Source organism: Roseixanthobacter psychrophilus (assembly GCF_043195195.1).
In the GTDB taxonomy this organism is placed as follows: domain Bacteria; phylum Pseudomonadota; class Alphaproteobacteria; order Rhizobiales; family Xanthobacteraceae; genus NCEH01.
This window is the reverse complement of the sequence record NZ_JBAFWT010000008.1, coordinates 25,327-44,805: the sequence shown is the minus strand read 5'-3', so window position 1 is coordinate 44,805 and position 19,479 is coordinate 25,327. Positions and strand designations below refer to the sequence as shown.

Annotated in this window: 18 protein-coding genes and 1 tRNA gene; 12 read left to right on the top strand and 7 right to left on the bottom strand. The window is 65.4% G+C overall.

The genetic code is table 11. The features are described from left to right. The first annotated feature begins 92 nt into the window (after positions 1–92). The 10 genes from V5F77_RS10015 to V5F77_RS09970 all read left to right on the top strand — a co-directional run bounded on the left by V5F77_RS10015 (position 93) and on the right by V5F77_RS09970 (position 12,998). A complete protein-coding gene (locus tag V5F77_RS10015) occupies positions 93–2,330 on the top strand; it encodes a sensor histidine kinase NtrY-like (protein WP_429005204.1) in 2,238 nt (745 codons plus the stop codon). A gap of 3 nt (positions 2,331–2,333) precedes the next feature. After that, the gene (gene ntrX, locus V5F77_RS10010) at positions 2,334–3,698 is read left to right on the top strand and encodes a nitrogen assimilation response regulator NtrX (protein WP_429005203.1); all 1,365 of its coding nucleotides are present in this window, start codon (positions 2,334–2,336) and stop codon (positions 3,696–3,698) included. 58 nt (positions 3,699–3,756) lie between these two features. Beyond that, positions 3,757–5,133: a Trk system potassium transporter TrkA gene (trkA, locus tag V5F77_RS10005; RefSeq protein WP_429005202.1), complete on the top strand. Its 1,377-nt coding sequence runs from the start codon at positions 3,757–3,759 to the stop codon at positions 5,131–5,133. 11 nt (positions 5,134–5,144) lie between these two features. Next, the gene (locus V5F77_RS10000; protein WP_429005201.1) at positions 5,145–6,563 is read left to right on the top strand and encodes a hypothetical protein; all 1,419 of its coding nucleotides are present in this window, start codon (positions 5,145–5,147) and stop codon (positions 6,561–6,563) included. Between the two features lie 15 nt (positions 6,564–6,578). Then, on the top strand, positions 6,579–7,439 hold the full coding sequence (locus tag V5F77_RS09995; protein WP_429005200.1) for a D-amino-acid transaminase: 861 nt from the start codon (positions 6,579–6,581) through the stop codon (positions 7,437–7,439). Between the two features lie 146 nt (positions 7,440–7,585). Further along, positions 7,586–7,843 carry an RNA chaperone Hfq gene (hfq, locus tag V5F77_RS09990; protein WP_429005199.1) on the top strand — a complete coding sequence of 86 codons (258 nt, stop codon included), beginning with the start codon at positions 7,586–7,588 and terminating at the stop codon, positions 7,841–7,843. A gap of 6 nt (positions 7,844–7,849) precedes the next feature. Beyond that, entirely contained in the window at positions 7,850–9,238 is a 1,389-nt protein-coding gene (gene hflX / locus V5F77_RS09985; protein WP_429005198.1) for a GTPase HflX, read from the top strand. 145 nt (positions 9,239–9,383) lie between these two features. Continuing rightward, on the top strand, positions 9,384–10,373 hold the full coding sequence (locus tag V5F77_RS09980) for a class 1 fructose-bisphosphatase (protein WP_429005197.1): 990 nt from the start codon (positions 9,384–9,386) through the stop codon (positions 10,371–10,373). A 72-nt stretch (positions 10,374–10,445) separates the two neighbouring features. After that, a complete protein-coding gene (gene rpe, locus V5F77_RS09975) occupies positions 10,446–11,126 on the top strand; it encodes a ribulose-phosphate 3-epimerase (RefSeq protein WP_429005196.1) in 681 nt (226 codons plus the stop codon). A 255-nt stretch (positions 11,127–11,381) separates the two neighbouring features. After that, positions 11,382–12,998: an acyl-CoA synthetase gene (locus V5F77_RS09970; RefSeq protein WP_429005195.1), complete on the top strand. Its 1,617-nt coding sequence runs from the start codon at positions 11,382–11,384 to the stop codon at positions 12,996–12,998. A 75-nt stretch (positions 12,999–13,073) separates the two neighbouring features. On the opposite strand, the gene V5F77_RS09965 is transcribed toward V5F77_RS09970, so the two are convergent. The 3 genes from V5F77_RS09965 to V5F77_RS09955 form a co-directional block, all read right to left on the bottom strand. Then, positions 13,074–14,147: a polyamine ABC transporter substrate-binding protein gene (locus V5F77_RS09965; RefSeq protein ID WP_429005307.1), complete on the bottom strand. Its 1,074-nt coding sequence runs from the start codon at positions 14,145–14,147 to the stop codon at positions 13,074–13,076. A 209-nt stretch (positions 14,148–14,356) separates the two neighbouring features. Next, positions 14,357–14,530 carry a DUF1328 domain-containing protein gene (locus tag V5F77_RS09960; RefSeq protein ID WP_429005194.1) on the bottom strand — a complete coding sequence of 58 codons (174 nt, stop codon included), beginning with the start codon at positions 14,528–14,530 and terminating at the stop codon, positions 14,357–14,359. Between the two features lie 73 nt (positions 14,531–14,603). After that, positions 14,604–15,005 carry a hypothetical protein gene (locus tag V5F77_RS09955; protein WP_429005193.1) on the bottom strand — a complete coding sequence of 134 codons (402 nt, stop codon included), beginning with the start codon at positions 15,003–15,005 and terminating at the stop codon, positions 14,604–14,606. Between the two features lie 73 nt (positions 15,006–15,078). Here V5F77_RS09955 and V5F77_RS09950 point away from each other — a divergent pair, with 73 nt between their 5' ends. Beyond that, complete coding sequence (locus tag V5F77_RS09950; protein ID WP_429005192.1) at positions 15,079–16,008, top strand: diacylglycerol/lipid kinase family protein; 930 nt, start codon at positions 15,079–15,081, stop codon at positions 16,006–16,008. Between the two features lie 6 nt (positions 16,009–16,014). Here V5F77_RS09950 and V5F77_RS09945 read toward each other — a convergent pair whose 3' ends face one another. Then, a complete protein-coding gene (locus V5F77_RS09945; RefSeq protein WP_429005191.1) occupies positions 16,015–16,752 on the bottom strand; it encodes an SIMPL domain-containing protein in 738 nt (245 codons plus the stop codon). 116 nt (positions 16,753–16,868) lie between these two features. Here V5F77_RS09945 and V5F77_RS09940 point away from each other — a divergent pair. After that, a tRNA-Ile gene (locus tag V5F77_RS09940) sits at positions 16,869–16,944 on the top strand. A 64-nt stretch (positions 16,945–17,008) separates the two neighbouring features. Here V5F77_RS09940 and folB read toward each other — a convergent pair. Genes folB through V5F77_RS09925 form a run of 3 tightly spaced genes read right to left on the bottom strand, consistent with a single transcriptional unit; the run spans position 17,009 to position 19,478 of the window. Then, a complete protein-coding gene (gene folB / locus V5F77_RS09935; protein WP_429005190.1) occupies positions 17,009–17,437 on the bottom strand; it encodes a dihydroneopterin aldolase in 429 nt (142 codons plus the stop codon). Between the two features lie 5 nt (positions 17,438–17,442). Then, positions 17,443–18,504: a hydantoinase/oxoprolinase family protein gene (locus tag V5F77_RS09930; RefSeq protein ID WP_429005189.1), complete on the bottom strand. Its 1,062-nt coding sequence runs from the start codon at positions 18,502–18,504 to the stop codon at positions 17,443–17,445. Further along, the gene (locus tag V5F77_RS09925; RefSeq protein ID WP_429005188.1) at positions 18,501–19,478 is read right to left on the bottom strand and encodes an ATP-grasp domain-containing protein; all 978 of its coding nucleotides are present in this window, start codon (positions 19,476–19,478) and stop codon (positions 18,501–18,503) included. Before V5F77_RS09925 ends, V5F77_RS09930 begins: the two co-directional genes overlap by 4 nt. Position 19,479: the final 1 nt, after the last annotated feature.

The following is a 19,479-nucleotide window of genomic DNA, read 5'->3' as shown; positions in this document are numbered from 1 at the left end:
GCCGCGGGTCGCAATTGTCACATTTTTGCACCAGTGTTGTCCCATTGCATCAGGCGCGCCGATTCCCGGCGTTCCGCAGGGTTCACCCATCCATGACCAATGCCAGCCTGGACTCCGCTTCCAACCGTACCGCGGGCGGCGGCATTCCAGGGGCGCCGCCGATGTTCGCCGTGGGCATCTTTGCGCCGGCCATGGTCGTTCTGGCGTTATGTTCAGCGCTCGCGACCTTCTTGATCCTGATGGGCCTGACGCCAATCGTGCCGAGCCACGAGGTGGTGATCGGGCTGCTGGCGGGCAATGCGCTGGCGGTGGCCATCCTCTCCACAATGGTGGGGCGCGAGGTATGGCGCATCGTGCGGGCCCGGGCGCGCGGCCGAGCCGCCTCACGCCTGCACGTGCGGGTCGTGGGCCTGTTTGCCGTGGTGGCAGTGGTGCCGGCGATCCTAGTCGCGGTGGTCGCAAGCCTGACCCTGGACCGCGGGCTCGACCGCTGGTTCTCCGTGCGGACGCAGGAAATCGTCGCAAGCGCGGTCCAGGTGGCGCAGACTTATGTGCGCGAGCATGCGCTGAACATTCGCGGCGACGTGCTGGCCATGAGCGCCGATCTGAACCGCCTGAAGCCGCTCTACGACACCAATATGGAGCGTTTCCGCCAGATCCTGACCGCCCAGGCGGCGTTGCGCAATTTGCCCGGTACGCTGCTGATCGACCACGATCTTAAGGTGATAGAGCGCGCCCAGGTGATGACCGGGCGCGAATTCCTGGTGCCCGCGAACATCGCCATCGGCGAGGCCACCGCCGATCAGCCCATTATCTATCTGCCGTCCGACGCGGATTTCGTCGGCGCCCTGATCAAGCTGAAGGACTATAACGACCTTTATCTCTATGTCGCCCGGCCCATCGATCCGCGCGTCATCGGCTATCTCAAGACCACCCGCGAGACCCTCGCGGATTATCAGAGCCTCGAGGAGCGCCGCTTCGGCGTGCAGGTCGCGTTCGCGCTGATGTATGCGGTCATCACGCTGATCGTGCTGCTGTCGGCAGTCTGGCTCGGCATAAACGTGTCGAAATGGCTGGTGGCGCCGATCCGCCGGCTGATGTCGGCCGCGGATCATGTGGCGGCGGGCAACCTTGATGTTCAGGTGCCGATATATCGCTCCGAAGGTGATTTCGCGACTTTGGGCGAGACTTTCAACAAGATGACCGCCGAGCTGCGCAATCAACACGATGCCCTGTTGCGCGCCCGTGACCAGATCGACGTGCGCCGCCGCTTTACGGAAGCGGTACTCTCGGGTGTGGGCGCGGGGGTGATCGGCCTCGATTCCGATGAGCGGGTCACCATCCTCAACCGGTCCGCCGAGCGCCTGCTCGGGGTGAAGGAGGCCGATGCCCTGGGCCATCGGCTCGCCGAGGTGGTGCCGGAGACCGCAGACTTGATCGGCGAGGCGGAGGCGGGGCGCGAGCGCATCGTCCAGGGCAACATCACGGTCCAGCGCGAGGGGCGCGAACGTGTGTTCGCAGTGCGCGTGACCACAGAGCAATCCTCCGAGGCCGACCACGGCTGGGTGGTGACGCTCGACGACATCACCGCGTTGATTTCGGCTCAGCGCACCTCCGCATGGGCGGATGTGGCGCGGCGTATCGCCCATGAGATCAAGAATCCGCTGACCCCGATCCAATTGTCGGCCGAGCGGCTCAAGCGCAAATACGGCAAGCACATCACCCAGGACCGCGACGTTTTCGACCAATGCACCGACACGATCATCCGCCAGGTGGGCGACATCGGCCGGATGGTGGATGAATTCTCCTCCTTCGCCCGCATGCCGAAGCCGGTGGTGGACAGCCAGGATCTCGCGGAAACCCTGCGGCAAACCCTGTTTTTAATGAAGGTCGGCCATCCCGAAGTCACGTTCGAGGCCGACATCCCGCCCTCGCTCCCGGCGCGGTTCGACCGCCGCCTCATTTCCCAAGCGCTGACCAACATCCTCAAGAATGCCGCGGAGGCCATCGAGGCCGTTCCGGCGGAAACCCTCGGCAAGGGGCTGATCCGCGTGAAGGCGGAACAGTCCGGCGAAGATCTGGTGGTTGATGTGATCGACAACGGAACCGGCCTGCCCCAGGAGAAGCGAAACCGCCTCCTGGAGCCGTATGTGACGACGCGTGAGAAGGGCACGGGCCTCGGCCTCGCCATCGTAGGGAAGATCATGGAAGAGCATGGCGGCGGTATCGAGCTTTACGATTCTCCGGACGGGCGCGGCGCCTGGATCCGGCTGCGCATGCGCGCCGACGGGCCGATCCTTGCCCCCATTGAGCAGAAGAAGGGGGCTTGATCCATGGCCCACGGCATTCTGATCGTCGACGACGAAGCTGATATCTGCGGGCTGGTGGCGGGCATCCTGGAGGATGAGGGCTATTCCGCCCGCACCGCCCGTGACGCCGACAGCGCGCTCTCCGCCATCGCGACCCGTCGCCCGAACCTGATCTTCCTCGACATCTGGCTCCAAGGCAGCCGCATGGATGGGCTAGAACTGCTCGACACGATCAAGCTGGCGCACCCCGACGTACCGGTGGTCATGATTTCGGGCCACGGCAATATCGAAACCGCGGTCGCCGCGATCAAGCGCGGTGCCTATGATTTCATCGAGAAGCCGTTCAATGCCGACCGCCTGATCGTCATCACGGAGCGCGCGCTGGAAACCCTGCGCCTGCGCCGGGAAGTGCGCGAACTCAAGCAGATGACGCAGCCGCAGACACTGGTGGGCCGTTCCAGCGCCATCCAGCAGCTCAAGGCGACCATCGACAGGGTGGGCCCAACCAACAGTCGAATCCTGATCATCGGCCCCTCGGGGTCGGGCAAGGAATTGACCGCCCGCATGGTGCATACCGCCTCGACCCGCAACCAGGGGCCGTTCATCGTCATCAATGCCGCCGCCATCACGCCGGAGCGGCTGGAATACGAGTTGTTCGGGGTCGAGGAAGGGGAAGGCCGGGAGGCCCGGCGCGGTGCGCTGGAGGAAGCCCACGGCGGCACGCTATTCCTGGACGAGATCGCCGACATGCCGCGCGAGACCCAGAATCGGGTGTTGCGGGTGCTCGTGGAGCAGACCTTCAGTCGCATCGGCGGCACCGACAAGGTGAGCGTGGACGTGCGCATCATCTCCTCCACCGGCCGCAACCTGGAGGAGGAGATCGCCCAGGGGCGGTTCCGCGAGGACCTTTACCATCGCTTGAGCGTCGTCCCGATCCGCGTGCCGCCGCTTGCCGAGCGGCGCGAGGACATCCCCGACCTTGTGGATTTCTTCATCGACCTGATCTCCCAGACCACCGGCCTGCCAAGCCGGAAGATCGCGGACGACGCCATGGCGGTGCTGCAGTCGCACGATTGGCCGGGGAATGTGCGCCAGTTGCGCAACAATGTGGAACGGGTGCTGATCCTGGCTGGCGGCGATCCCGATGCCATCGTCACCGCCTCCATGCTACCGCCGGACGTGGGCGCGCTGGTGCCCAACCTGCCAAACGGCAATGGCGGAGAGCACCTGATGGGCCTCCCGCTGCGCGAGGCGCGCGAAGTGTTCGAGCGCGAATATCTCGCAGCCCAGATCAACCGCTTCGGCGGCAACATCTCGCGCACCGCCGAGTTTGTCGGCATGGAGCGCTCGGCCCTACATCGAAAGCTCAAGGCGCTGGGCGTAGGGTAATCATAGGCGCTTAGGCGTCGAGGGGATAAGCTGAAGGCAGGGTCAGGGGGAATCGCGCATGAAGGTCGTGATCTGCGGAGCGGGGCAGGTGGGGCTCGGCATTGCCGAGCGCCTCGCGAGCGAGCAGAACGACGTCTCCATCATCGACGCGAGCGCACGCCGCATCCAGATCGCCACCGAACAATTGGACGTGCGCGGCGTGGTCGGCCATGGCTCGCACCCCGACGTGCTCGCCAAGGCCGGCATCGAGCAGGCGGACATGCTGATCGCCGTGACCCTGCACGACGAGGTGAACATGATTGCGTGCCAGGTCGCGCATTCCCTGTTCAACGTGCCGACCAAGGTCGCCCGCATCCGCGCCCAGACCTATCTGATGCCGGAATGGCGCGACATGCTTTCGCGCGACCATCTGCCCATCGACGTGGTCATCTCGCCCGAGATCGAGGTGGGCGAAATGGTGCTGCGGCGCCTGTCGCTGCCCGGCTCCATCGATACGGTCACGTTTGCCGACGGGGCGGTGGTGGTCGCGGGTGTCTATTGCTCCGAAGACTGCCCTATCCTCGACACGCCGCTGCGCGAACTGACCCAATTGTTCCCGGACCTGCGCGCGACCATCGTCGCGGTGAACCGGGGCGGCAAGCCGATCGTGCTGACGTCGGGCGACGCCGTGCAGGCGGGCGATATCGCCTATTTTGTCGCCAAGTCCGACCAGGTGCGCCGCACGCTCTCCATCTTCGGCCATGACGAGGTGCCGGGGCAGCGCATCGTCATCGCCGGCGGCGGCAATATCGGGCTTTATGTCGCCGACCAACTCGAGCGCCGCAATCCGATCGCCAAGATCAAGATCATCGAGAGTTCCCCCGATCGTGCCCAGGCGATCGCCGAGACCCTTTCGCGCTCCGTGGTCCTGAACGGGGATGCCCTTTCCCGCGAGATCCTGGACGAGGCAGGCGTCGGCGACGCCGACACCATGATCGCCCTCACCAATGACGACCGCATCAATATCGTGAGCTGCCTGCTGGCGAAGCAGATTGGGGCGCGGCGCATTCTCGCTTTGCTGAACGAGCCGGGCTACACCACATTCGCCCAGGGCCTCGGCATCGACGCTCACGTCAATCCCCGCCAGATCACGGTGTCCAAGGTGCTGCAGCATGTGCGGCGCGGGCGCATCCGGGGCGTGCATTCGCTGCTCGACGGGGCCGGCGAGATGATCGAGGCCGAGGCGCTGGAGACCTCGCCTCTGGTCGGCATGCCGTTGCGTGACATCGACCTGCTGAAGGGCCTGCGGGTGGGCGCCCTGGTGCGCAACGGCGAGGTGCTGCTGCCGACAGGCGACATGGTGGTGCGCGCTCAGGACCGCGTAATCCTCTTTGCCTTGGCGGAGCGTATTAAGCGCGTGGAACAATTGTTCCGCGTAAGCCTCGAATTCTTCTGAAGCCTGCCTCGATGCCCTCCATCCTCCGGCTTATCGCGTTGGCGCTCCTGTGGGTGGGCGGAGCTGCCTTGCTGCCGGCCCTCGTCTCGGCGCGAAATGCCGAGGGGACGGCGCCCATTTTCCTCGCCACTACGCTCGCTTGCGTGTTCTTCGCAGGCGCGCTCCGGCTCTCCTGCGCCGGAGTGAAGGCGCGAATGCGCCGGCTTCACGCCTTTGCCGCACTTGCCGCGTTGTGGCTCCTGGTGCCGGTGGTGGCTGCGCCCGCGGTGTCGGTGGCCGGAGGCCTAGATCTGTGGCGCGCCTGGTTCGAGGCGCTTTCCGCGTTCACGACCACCGGTTTCACGGCGGTGCACGAGGCGCCGCGCAGCCTGTATGTCTGGTTCGCCTTGCTGCAATGGAGCGGCGGCTTGTTGACCATCGTCTCCGGCGTCGCCGTGCTCGCGCCGGCCGGCATCGCCGGGTTGCCGCACCGGGCCCAGGCCGGTGTGGACGGGCTTGAGATCGTCGATACCGCCGGCGTGGTGCGGGACGTGGCGCCGATCTATGGGGCGGCGACGCTGCTGGCATTGGTGGTCTTGCTGGCGAGCGGAAATTCCCTCTATGTCGCCCTCTGCCTCGCCTCGGCCGCCACATCTTCGGGTTCCCACGTGCCGCCCCAGGCGATGGAGGCGCTGCGCGCTGGGGTTGCGACGCCGATGATGATGATCCCGTTCATCCTGTGGTCGGCCACCAGCGTGCGCTGGCATCGCGCATTGGTGACACGCCGCATCCATGCCGCGCCCGAGCAATCGGAAAGCCTGCTTCTCTTGGGCTATTGGGTGGTGGCTGGCATCATCCTCGGTGGCATCATCTTCCGTGACCCCTCCGATATCTCGGTTCGCGCCGCTGTGGAAATGGGCCTGTTCAGCGCCGCTTCGCTGATCGCCACCAGCGGCTTCGCCGCCGGTGCCGACGTCTATCACATCCTGCCGCCGGCCCTGGTGATCGGCATGGCGCTGATCGGCGGCGGCGCCCTCTCGGTCACCGGCGGGCTCAAGTTGATGCGCCTGCGCGCCATGCTGCTGCGCGCCCAAGGTGACCTCATGCGGCTGATCTCGCCCCATCTCGTCCAGCCGGCGCGCACCGGGGAGGGGGGCGTCGGCTCGGCCATGCGCGGGGTGTGGGTGGGCGCGGTCGCACTGATGGCCACGCTTGCCGCGACCACCATCCTCATGAGCATTTCCATGCCCAGCCTGCAAGCGGCGGTGACCGGGGCGGTTGCGGCGCTGACCAATACCGGCCCGATCTATGACGCCACGGATTCCGACTGGCCGGCCATCTCCTCCCTGCCGCCGCTCTCCATGCTCGGCGCCGCCTTCGCCATGATCGCCGGCCGGCTGGAAACAGTCGGCGCCTTTGTGCTGATCCACCTTGCCTTCTGGCGCAATTGAGGCTCGACGACTGCCATGTCCCGCATCGCCTATGTGAACGGCCGCTATCTCCCCCACCGCGACGCGAGCGTGCATGTGGAGGATCGGGGTTATCAGTTTGCCGACGGTGTCTATGAGGTCTGCGAGGTGCGCGGCGGCAAGCTGATCGACGAGCGGCGCCATCTCGACCGGCTCGACCGTTCCCTGAAAGAACTGCGCATCGCAGCTCCCATGTCTCGCGCCGCGCTGTCGCTGGTGCTGCGCGAGACGGTGCGGCGCAACCTCGTGCGTGACGGCCTGGTCTATCTCCAGGTGACACGCGGCGTTGCCCGGCGTGACCATGGGTTCCCCGCCGCGAGCGTTCCGCCGAGCCTGGTTGTGACCTCCCGCTCCGCCAATTTCGCCAAGAGCGATGCGGTCGCCGCGGCCGGCATCAAGGTGATCTCCTTGCCGGAGAACCGCTGGGACCGGGTGGACATCAAGACCGTGGGCCTTCTTCCCAACGTGCTCGCCAAGCAGGCGGCGCGCGAAGCCGGCGCCACCGAGGCCTGGTTCGTGGACGCGAACGGCTTCGTGACCGAGGGCGCCTCCACCAATGCCTGGATCGTGACGCAGGATGGCGCTTTGGTCACGCGCCCGGCGGAGCACGGCATTCTGCGCGGCATCACCCGCACGGTGGTGATGGAGGTTGCGGCAGCGATGCAGCTTCGGGTTGAGGAGCGCCCGTTCACGCTCGCAGAGGCCGGATCGGCCAAGGAGGCCTTCATCTCCTCCGCCAGCGCCCTGGTGACCCCCGTGATCCTCATCGACGAAACGGCCGTGGGCGACGGCAAGGTCGGCCCCGTGGCGCGGTCGCTGCGCGCGCAGTTTCACAAATTCGCCGAAGCCTCGGCTTGACGCAGCACAGCACGGCAATGCTGCGGGGCAAAAATTGCAGTTGCACCGATTTTTCGCTGTGCCATCCTAGGCTGCTAACTCCCGCCCTTCGATCGCTGCTTTGCGTCGGGTAGGGCGGGGCAACGCCGAAAGAAACGGATACGAAAATGGCGGCGGAACGGACACAAAATCTGCAGGACACATTCCTCAATCACGTCCGCAAGAACAAGACTCCCCTCACGATCTTCTTGGTGAACGGGGTGAAGTTGCAAGGTGTGGTAACGTGGTTTGATAATTTCTGCGTCCTGCTGCGGCGCGATGGCCATTCTCAGCTTGTCTACAAGCACGCGATTTCGACCATCATGCCCGGTCATCCCGTGCAATTGTTTGACCCGACCGACGAGGTCGTGGCGGAGAAGGCGTAACGATACGTGGAGCATAACGAGGAACGGGGCGCACCGAAGGTCGGAGCCAAAAGCGTTGAACGCCAGGCGCCGCCCACACGGTGTGCCGTCATCACGCCGTTTTCATCCAATCGGGCCCGGTGGACGCAGAAGGGCGCGGCGCACGAACGCCGCTCTCCCGAAGCGCGGCTTGATGAGGCGGTCGGTCTCGCCATGGCCATCGATCTTGATGTGGCCTATCGCGGGCTCGTGCCTCTCGCGGAGGTGAAGCCTGCCACCTATCTCGGCTCCGGCAAGGTGGAAGAGATCGCCGGCATCGTGCAGGCGGAAGAGATCGGCCTCGTGTTTTTCGACGCCGCGCTCTCCCCTGTGCAGCAGCGCAATCTCGAAAAGGCGTGGTCGACCAAGGTGGTCGACCGGACCGCTCTGATTCTTGAAATCTTCGGTAGCCGTGCCCGCACCAAGGAAGGCACGCTTCAGGTGGAGCTCGCCCATCTGAACTACCAGCGCTCGCGCCTGGTGCGGTCCTGGACCCATCTTGAGCGCCAGCGTGGCGGCTTCGGCTTCTTGGGGGGCCCCGGCGAAACCCAGATCGAGGCCGACCGCCGGCAGATCGGCGAACGCATCATTCGCATCGAGCGCGATCTCGAACAGGTGAAGCGCACCCGCGCGCTGCACCGCACAAGCCGCAAGCGTGTGCCCTATCCCGTGGTGGCGCTGGTGGGATATACCAATGCGGGTAAATCAACGCTCTTCAACCGGTTGACCCGTTCTGATGTGATGGCCCAGGATCTCCTGTTCGCCACCCTCGATCCGACCTTACGGGCGGTGGACCTGCCGCACGGCACGCGGATCATCCTGTCGGATACGGTGGGCTTCATCTCCGATCTGCCCACCCAGCTCGTCGCCGCCTTCCGCGCCACGCTGGAAGAGGTGATAGAGGCGGACGTGATCCTCCACGTGCGCGACGTCTCCCATCCCGACAGCCAGGCGCAGGCGGATGATGTGAAGGACGTGCTCACCGAACTTGGAATCGATTTCGAGGCCAGCGGCCGGGTGCTGGAGGTCTGGAACAAGATCGACCTGCTCTCGCAGGAGGCGCGCGAGGCGATGGAGAATACCGCCGCGCGCACAGACCTTGCTGATCGGCCGATCCTGGTCTCGGCGCTCACGGGCGCCGGTACGCAGGATCTACTGGATGTGGTGGAGCGCCAGATCACGGCCGGCCGTGTGACACTTGACGTCACCGTGGCGGCCGACGATGGCGAAGGGCAGGGTTGGCTCTATCGCCACGGCGAGGTGCTGGAGCGTCGCACCGATGACGACGGCGTGATGCATTTCGCCCTCCGCATTCTCCCCGAACGGGCGCCGCTGGTGACACGGCGCTTCGGTGCGGCACGGGTGCATCAGATTTAAAGCGCGCGCGCCCGTGCTGCGTCTCGCAGCGCGGGCATTTGCCCAGCCCGTGCGCACACCCAAAGCTCGACGATCCGCGCCCCATGGGCCATAAGAGCGCCGAACGCGCCCTGGCGCTGTGGCTGCGGATCTATGGAGGCACAAGGTGAGCGACGTCGTGACCCTGCAAGGCTATCTCGGCACCTGGGCGGGCGAGGATGACACCCGTAAGGCCGTTGCTGTCGCTGTGGAGCGGCTCGCGCAGGCGGGTGTGGCGATCGCCGACATGGTGGCGCGCGGCCCGCTCGCCGAGCATTTCGCCAGGATCCGGGGCGAGGACGCCAATGCCGCCGGCGATGCCCAGAAGGAACTTGACGTGATCGCCGAGGAGGCCATCGTTTCCGCTCTCAAGACCGCTCCGGTTGCCTTCCTGGGCTCGGAAGAGAGCGAGACGCCGATTGCGCTGAACGATGCGGGCACCCTGGTGGTGGCGGTCGATCCCTTGGACGGCTCCTCCAATATCGACACCAACGTCTCCATCGGCACCATCTATTCTGTGCTGCCCTACAGCGCCGCCGCCTTCCCCGATCCGGTGGACGCGCTCAAGCAGAAGGGCACGGCCCAGCTCGCCTCCGGATTCCTGGTCTATGGCCCCTCGACCCTGCTGGTCTCCACCGTGGGCGCGGGCACGCAGGTGTTCGTCCTGGACCGGGCGAGCGGCGATTTCATCCTCGCCCGCGCCACCGTCGAAGTGCCCGCCGCGACGAAGGAATACGGCATCAACCAGTCCAACGTCCGCCATTGGGCCGCGCCCACGCGCGCTTATGTGGACGATTGCCTCGCCGGCAAGGACGGGCCGCGCGGCAAGGATTTCAACATGCGCTGGGTCGGCTCCATGGTGGCCGATGCGTTCCGCATCTTCACTCGCGGGGGCGTCTATCTCTATCCCGGCGACAGCCGCAAGGGCTATGGCGAAGGCCGCCTGCGCCTGATCTACGAGGCCAATCCGGTCGCTTTCCTGGTGGAACAGGCGCAGGGCGCCGCCACCGACGGCACCACCCGCATCCTCGACATCGTCCCGCAGAAGCTGCACCAGCGCATTCCCCTGGTGTTCGGCTCGCGCGATGAAGTGGCCAAGATCGCCAGCTATTATTGAGGCCTATGGCGGCACGCGGCCGCCTTTCCCATATGACGGGCGCAGGCGCCGCGCCGCTGAGGAGTTGAAGCCATGATCTACCCGCTGATCGCACCCTCGATCCTCGCGAGCGATTTTTCCCGCCTCGGCGAGGAAGTGCGTGACGTGGCCGCCGCCGGGGCGGACTACATCCATCTCGACGTGATGGACGGGCATTTCGTGCCTAACATCACCTTCGGGCCGGACATCATCCGATCGCTGCGGCCCTACACCGAAAAGGTGTTCGACGTGCATCTCATGATTTCGCCGGTGGAGCCTTATCTGGAGGCCTTCGCCAAGGCGGGGGCGGACATCATCACCGTGCAGGTGGAAGCCACCGACCATCTCGACCGGTGCCTCCAGATCATTCGCGGGCTCGGCAAGAAGGCGGGGGTTGCCCTGAACCCGGCCACCTCCGAGCGGGTGCTGGACTATGTGCTGGATAAGACCGACCTCATTTGCGTGATGAGCGTCAATCCAGGTTTCGGCGGGCAGGCGTTCATCCCGGAAGTGTTGCCCAAGATCGAGCGCATCCGCGACATGATCCGCGGCCGCGACATCCGCCTGGAGATCGACGGCGGCGTGAACCCGCAGACCGGTGCCCAGTGCGTGCAGGCCGGGGCCGATGTTCTGGTGGCGGGTTCCGCCGTGTTCAAGGGCGGGATCGAGGGCTATCGCGCCAATATCGCGGCGATCCGCGAGCGTGCGGCAAGTGCGCTCGGACTGGTGGCTTGAAGACATAAGCCCGCAAATCCCCCTCTCCCCGTGGGGGAGAGGGTTGGGGTGAGGGGGCCGCGCCGCCCGGCTAAGCTCTCCGCCCTCACCCGGCCGCTAAGCGGCCGACCTCTCCCCGGCGGGGAGAGGGGAGGAAACGGCGAAGGGCTTCCATCCATCTTGACGCCGGCATTAAAAAAACGTTCGATCGTTTCCTATTAAGCCGGTCCGTATGCCCAGGGCACACGGGAACAAGAAACCGGCGGGAGGAAACCCATGCTGCGCCCGGCCCCGACCTATGACGCCCTCGTGCGCGCGTTCCGCTGGAATATTCCCGCGCGCTTCAACATGGGCGTTGCCTGCGCCGATGCCCATGCCACCGGTGAGAACAAACCAGCGCTGATCTTCGTGGAGGAGAGCGGTGCGGTCACGCGCTATTCCTTCGAAGATCTGGCGGCCCTCACGAACCGCTTCGCCAATGTCCTTCTCGCTTGCGGACTTCACCGCACCGACCGGGTCGCGGTGTTTCTGCCCCAAGCGCCGGAAACCTCCATTGCCCATATCGGCGCGTTCAAGGCTGGCATGGTTTCGGTGCCACTGTTCACTTTGTTCGGCGACGAGGCGCTGGAATTCCGCCTGAACGCCTCCGGCGCCAAGGTGCTGGTGACGGATCTGCCAGGCTTCGCCAAGCTCCAGCGCATCCGTGACCAACTGATCGACCTCACCCATGTGTTTGTCATCGGCCCGGACAAGGGCGATGACGGCACGCTCTCCTTCGACGATGCGCTGGCGCGTGCGAGCGACCGCTTCACCCCAGTGGATACCGGGCCGGACGATCCCGGCATCATCATCTTCACCTCGGGCACGACGGGAAACCCCAAGGGCGCGCTGCACGGCCACCGGGTGCTGCTGGGGCATTTGCCCTGCATCGAATTCGTCCACCAATACATGCCCCAGCCGGGCGACCTGCATTGGACGCCGGCCGACTGGGCCTGGATCGGCGGCCTATTCGACGTGCTGTTCCCGAGCCTTTATCTCGGCGTGCCGGTGCTCGCCTATCGGGCGAAGAAGTTCGATCCGGACGCGGCCATGGCGCTGATGGCGGACCACAAGGTGCGCAACGTCTTCCTGCCGCCGACCGCGCTGAAACTGCTGCGGCAGGCCGATGTGCGCCGCCCGGCAAGCCTGAACCTGCGCTCGCTGCTCACCGGCGGCGAGACGCTGGGCGCGGAACTCGGGGATTTCGTGCAGGAGCGCCTGGGCGTGGAGGCGCGGGAAATCTACGGCCAGACCGAATGCAATCTGGTGGTGGGCTCCAATTCCAATTTCTTCCCCATCCGCCCCGGCGCCATGGGCAAGCCGATCCCCGGCCATGACGTGCGGATCGTCGACGATGCCGGCGATGAGCTGCCCGTGGGAACGGAGGGGCATGTGGCGGTGCGCCGGGGTGATCCGGTCATGATGCTGGAATATTTTAACAATCCAAAAGCGACGGCAGAGAAATACGCCGGTGACTTCCTGCTGACCGGCGATAGGGGCCAACAGGATGAGGACGGCTATCTCTGGTATGTCGGCCGCTCAGACGATGTCATCACCTCGGCCGGCTATCGCATCGGGCCGGGCGAGATCGAGGATTGCATCCTGCGCCATCCTGCCGTGGCCTTCGTGGCTGTGATCGGCGTCCCCGACCCGGTACGCACCGAGGCGGTGAAGGCCTGGGTGGTGCTGAAGGAGGGGTATGCCGGCGATGATGCGCTGGTCGCGGACATCCAGCGCCATGTGCGCGAGCGCCTCTCAGCCCATGAATATCCTCGCCACGTGGCCTTTACCGACGCCCTGCCCATGACCGCCACCGGCAAGATCCTGCGCCGCGAACTGCGGGCGCGGGGCTGAGGTCGCGCAAATAAAAAACGCCCCGCGACCGAGCCGCGAGGCGCAGATAGCTTCAGGCGGTGTGCCGGCTGGGGATCACTTGCCGCGCTTGAACTTGGTCCAAGTCCGCGTCACCACGCGCTGAATATCCATCGGGTAGGTGGTGACGGTGAACAGAAGATCGAACGTCGCCTTGTCGGGGTAAATGGCCGGATTGTCCAGGATCGCCTTGTCGATGAACTTCTGCGATGCAAGGTTGCCGTTGGCGTAGGAGATATAGTTGGAGTTCTTAGCGGCCACTTCCGGGCGCATCATGTAATTGATGAAGGTGTGGGCTGCTTCGACATTCTTTGCATCCTTGGGAATGGCAAAATTATCGAACCACATCAACGCACCCTGCTTGGGGATGACATAGGCGATGTTGACCGGCTTTTTCTTGGTCTTCTTGGCGGCTTCCTCGGCGCGGGTCTTGGCCTGGAACACGTCGCCCGACCAACCCACGGCGATACAGATGTCGCCACGGGCCAGCGCATTGATATAGCCCGAGGAATCAAACTTGCGGATGAACGGCCGCACGGTCATGAGCAATTCGCCGGCCTTGGCGATGTCTTCGGGATTCTTGGAATTGGGATCGATGCCGAGATAGCGCAGCGCGGAGGGGATGACCTCTTCCGGCCCATCGAGGAAATAGACGCCACAATCCTTCAGCTTGGAGAGGTTTTCCGGTTTGAACACGATATCCCAGGTGTTGAGGGGGATATCACCCAGCCGCTGCTTCACCATATCGACATTATAACCGATGCCGGTCGTGCCCCACATGTAGTTCACGGCATAATCGTTGCCAGGATCGTAGACCGCGAGGCGCTTGGTGATTTCCGGCCAAGCGTATTGCAGGTTCGGCAGTTTCGATTTGTCCAGTTTCTGAAATACACCCGCGGTGATTTGGCGCTGCAGGAACGAGCCGGTCGGAACCACGACGTCATAGCCGGTCTTGCCGGCAAGAAGCTTGGTTTCCAGCACCTCGTTGCTATCGAACACATCGTAGCGAACCTTGATGCCGGTTTCCTTGGTGAAATCCTCCAGCACCGATTCGTCGATATAATCCGACCAATTGAAGACGTTCACGACCTTTTCTTGGGCCAGCGCGGGCAAGGCGCCGAAGGCGACCATCCCAAACGCTGCGGCGAGGGCAAGGCGGCGCATCATATTCTCCTCTGGAAACCCCCGAAGCCGTTGTCCGGCTTCATCCCCATGAGGCTATTGCGCCGAGGCCGCGGGCTCAACTCCCAAAACGTCGCTTCGGGGGCGCCGCATGCAGCCGGCCACGGGCCGGCGCAGGATTTCGTCCTATTGGCGATGAAGGCAGGCAGGCGCGCGAGCTAGCCGGTCGCCTGGCCCAGCAGTACGAAAAACAGCAGGACGAGTGCTGCAAGGCCGAGAAAAATGGCGAACAGGACAAAGGAGATGCGGCGAGCCACCGCCGAAACATTAAAGAATCCCATTGCCCCCGCGATCATCGAAATAACGAGAAAGATCACCGCATATTTCAGCATTGCCGCACTCCACAGAAAGCATTCCGCCGTGGAACCACAAAGGCAATGCTTTCGTTCCCTACCCGCGCGCCACTCAGCGCGCATCCGCCCAAGTGCGGATCTCCGCTTTCAGCCGGCGGAAGTCCCAGAAGGCGGCTCCCATCAGCACGAACGGCACAGCCGCCAGCAGCAGCGACGTGGTCTGCGACCAGCCGACGGCGTTCCGCAGGAAGTCATAGGCGAGATATGTTGTCAGCAAGGTCACGATTGCGGCTCCGCCGATATACATGGCCCGTGTCAGGCGCGAAACGCCGTAGCCGATCAGCAGTCCAAACACGAACGCCAGCCCCGCCGCCCAGATCCAGGTGAGACCGAATTGGCGGGCGACGAAATTGCCGCTGGAAATGCTGAAGAAGACCAGGGCCGCCAGCAGAAGCAGGCCGGCGCGCAGGCGAAAAATCCATGGCCGGCTCTGCGTCCCCTCAATGTGTGTCATTCCCACACTCCCTATCGTCGATAGCCAACCCTACGTCCGCGGCTTTGATGCCGGCGGCAACCGGAGACAGAAGATGGGGCGAACCCTGGTCGTACTCAATGCAAAAGCCGGCACGGTCCAGGACCTTGGCGGGGAGCGGCTGCGCCGTGAGGTCGATGAGGCGCTGACCGGGCCGGGAAAAGACGTCGACGTGGTTGTGCTGGAGGGGCACGAGATGATCGAAGCGATCCGCTCCGTCCGGCGCAAAGGTTATGACGCGCTGGTGGTCGGCGCCGGCGATGGCACCTTGAGCTACGCCACTTCGGTGCTTGCGGGCACGGAAACCGCGCTCGGCGTCCTGCCGCTCGGCACCATGAACCTGCTGGCCCACGACATCGGCCTGCCGCGCGACCTGCCGGGCGCGCTGCAGGGTCTGCGCGATGCCGAGCCCAGGCGGGTAGACGTCGCGACCTTGAACGGGCGCGCCTTTCACGGCGTGTCCGGGGTCGGCTTCTTCTCCCAGATGGCGCTCGCGCGCGAGGCGGTGCGTGATTCGCGCGGCCGCATCGTCGGTTGGCTCATGGCGCTGGGCAAGGCGCTCATTCGCTCCGGTCGTATGTCGCTGGAGATCGAGATCGAGGACCGACGCGAACCCATCGATGCCTATGCGGCCCTGGTGACCAACAATCCGTTCGATGCGCCGGGCTGGCACCGTTCCCGGCTCGATGCCGGGGAACTGGAAATCCACATTGCCGAGGAGCGCGGCGCCTTGGCGAAGGTGCGGGTCGGTGCCGATCTTCTCGTCGATTCCTGGCGCAACAACCCCGGCATCCACTCGTTTCGCGCCAAGGCGCTCACCATCCATGCCCCGCGCCGCCGCCGCGCGTGGGTCGCCACCGACGGCGAGATCACCCGCGAGACCATGCCGTTGCACTATCGCATCATGCCGAAGGCCCTGACCCTCCTGCTGCCGCCCGCCTCGGTGCAGCGCGCCGCGAAGGCGCGGCTTGACGATGTGACCTGAAGCCGTTCAGCGGGGCTCGACGTCGTAGACGATCGCCACCTGGGCCCGGGCGGTGGTTTCGCCGATCTGCACCGGCACAGCGCGGGCATCCGCCTTCATCATCATGGGGGCGCCGGCGAGCGAGCCCATCTCCTGTTGCGGGCTGATGCGGCGGATGCGCACGATCCGCATCCCCACCGCTTCTGCGAGGGTCTGCGCCTGGGTCTTGGCATCCTCCATCGCCGACAGCCGCGCCTGTTGCTCGATCGCCCAGGGGTCGGCGAGCGAAAAGCTGATCCCGCTGGCCTGGTTGGCGCCCGCCTGAACCACCTTGTCCAGCAGCGAACCGAGCTTATCGAGGTCGCGCACCTTTACCGTCAGCATGTTGCGCACTTCATAGCCGGTGAGGCGCGGGGCCTCGCGCCCACCTTGCTGGGGATAGACATATTGCGGCTGGATGGCGAAGCCCGAGGTGACAAGGTCCTTCGGCTCGATGCCTGCGGCCTTTATCGTTTCAATCACCGCTTCAAGCGCCTTGGAATTGGCGGCAAGGGCTTCTTCGGCGGTCTTGCCCATGGTGACGACGCCTGTGGAAAGGCTGGCCATGTCGGGCGCGGCGCTCGCCTCCCCGTGCCCGACCACGGAAAGGGTTGCGCGCGATAGATCCTCTGCAAATGCCGGTGCAACCCCGAGCGGTGCGGAGAGGGCAAGCGCGCAGAGAACGGCGCCCAGCAGGGTGCGGCGCGGCGGAAGGGGGAAAGGCATGAAACGCTCCGCTAAAGATGTGAACTCACACAGCACTGTGGGAAGGCGGCGCCAATGGGGCGAAGCCGCGTTCGTTCCGGTTGTTCACACGCCTTGGGATTGATAGGACGTGGTCAGGGCCTGTAGCTCAATGGTTAGAGCTGACCGCTCATAACGGTCTGGTTGGGGGTTCGAGTCCCTCCGGGCCCACCATTTTTCCACAGGCCCGGCGGCGCTCCCGCTGCACGCTGGCCTGCGGTAGGTTGGCCTTGCGGGCTTACCGAGCGCGGAAAATCTCGACGCCCACGTCACCGAACACGCCGCTGATCGGTGCGCCCGGCTTGTGCACCACCACCCGCACCTGCTCCACCTCGGGGAAATGGTCCAGCAGGCGCGCGGCGATGCGCTCCGCGAGGGTCTCGACGAGATGGACGATATCGTCCTCCACCACCGCTTTCACATGCTCGTAGACTGTCTGGTAGGAGACGGTGAGCGCCGGGTCGTCGGCCCAGGCGGCAGGCCGGGTGTCGAGCCACCAGTCCACATCCACCACGAAGCGCTGGCCGAGCTGCTGTTCGGCATCGAACACACCATGGCGCGCGAAGAAGGGCAGGGCGCGCAGGAACAGGCGGTCGCGGCGCGGCGCAGGCGCGGGTGCTTCGGCATCCGCCGCTTCAAGGGCTTCCGGGTCGCTGGGATCGATCATGGGACTCACGCGAGGTTGGAGAGGGAAAGTCGCACCCGCCCGCGCGCGAAGGCAAGCGCGCCGACCGCGACGGCCGGCGCGCAATCGGCGGCACGCGGCGCAAGGGCGGGATCACCGGTGAAGACGCCGCCGACATCCACGTAGGGACGGCCTACCCGCGCAGCGAGGTGCTGCGCGAGAAAACGCCCGATCCCCGCGCCGACGAGCGGCGCATTCGCCGGAAGGGCCGCACACGACATCACGCAGGCGAGCGCCCCGTGCAAGGTATGGAGCTGCACTGCCGCCGCGTATGCCGCGAGCAGGCGCGCTTCGTCCAGCGTCGCCGGGCCGAGATCACGCCCCACCATGCGCAGGAGGCGGCGGGCGCTGGCCTCTAGCGTCTTCGGTCCACCATCTGCTGAGGGATGCAAATCGCCATGGTCCGGCAGCGCACCGGTGAGGCGATAGATATCTGCCGTCGTGGCAAAAACCTCCGCCATCAGTGGCACGAAGTGGCCGGCGAAGGGCAAGGCCGGCGCGAGTGCCATCACTGGCGTTCGCACTGCGCCGCTATACACCAGTTCGCTCGTGGCGAGGCGCTCGGCATCGGTGAAACCGCGCGCTGCGACCGCGCCTTTCGAGAAGGGAATAAGATCTGTGGTGGTTGAGCCGACATCCACCAAAATCCCGCACGGCATGACGTGGGCGAGGGCGGCGGCGGTTGCGTGCCAGTTTGCCGAGGAGATGCCGGCGACATGATCGCCGGCCGTATCGGCGGGAACGAGGCCGTCCGGCCCGGCATAGATCAGGCAATCAGGCCCGAGGCGCTCGCCCAGCGCCGCCGCAAGCGCCTTTACGCCGGTCTCCCGATCGGGCCACAGATCCACCAGTTCGCCGGTCATGGTCACGGCGGAGGGCCGGCCCGGCGCGGTGCCGAGCCTGTCCAGCGCGGCCTCCAACTGGTCCAGGCCGCGCCATAGCGCGCAGGGCACCATATCAACGGCGCGCAGAGTCCCGGTCCGATCGAACGTCGCGCGCTTGAGATGGGCGCCCCCCACGTCCCAGCCGAGAGAGGCGAAGTCGCTCATCGCACCTTCACCTCGACCGGAACCGCCAGGGGCAGATGGGGCAAGGCGGGCGGGCGACCGTCGCGGATGAGTTCGGGCAGGAAGGCGGCTGGATTGATGCCGAGACTGGCATGCAGGCCCGCGTAGGAGGTCGTGATGCGCGGATTGACCTCGACAACCACCGGCCCGCCCTCGGTGAGGATCAGGTCGATGCCGATGATGCCGGAAAGGCCGGGGATCGCCGCGACAACGTCGCGCGCAAGGGCCGCCAGCGCGCCGTCCGGGTCGCGAAGGCCGCCAACGGTGAGTGCGGACAGATGCAGGGTCCCTGCTTCTTGCGTGATCGTCTGCAGATTGGCGACAAGCAGGGCCGTGCAATCTGGCCGGCACAGCACGCTGAGGCTTGCGGGCACGCCTGCCACATAGGGCTGAACGATGAATCCGGCGTCCGGCGGAATTGCCGTACGCACGGCTTCGGCATCCGGCCAGATCCGGGTCTCGGTCGCGCCTGCGCCGTCATCGGGCTTGGTCACCAGAGGGCCGGCGAGCCCCTGCGGCACCGCGTCAGCGAGGAACGTCGGGATGTGGGATATTCCCGCCGTGGCGAGCCGTTCCGCCGTCAGGCTTTTGCGCCCGGCGATATGTAGCGCCTGGAGGTCACTGGCGATCACCCGCGCGCCCCCGGCGCCGGCCAGGACCACAAGCCGTTCCAGCAGGCCGTCGGTTTCCGGCGCCACCGGCCAGACCACATGGGCCTCGCCCGCCAGCCGTGCCCAGATCGCCCAGGCATCATCGCCCGCGCCCACGGCCAAGCTATCCGCGCGCGGGGCTGTAAGTCGGTCATCGTGGCATAGGACCACCTGGACACCGGGAATTTCTTCAAGATCCCGTACCATGGCGTCGCGCATCAGAGTGCCCTCGGGCAGCAGGGCATCGGGAAGCGCCTTGTCGCGCAGGCCTCCGGATGTCACGAACTCGCAGACAAAGACGCGCATG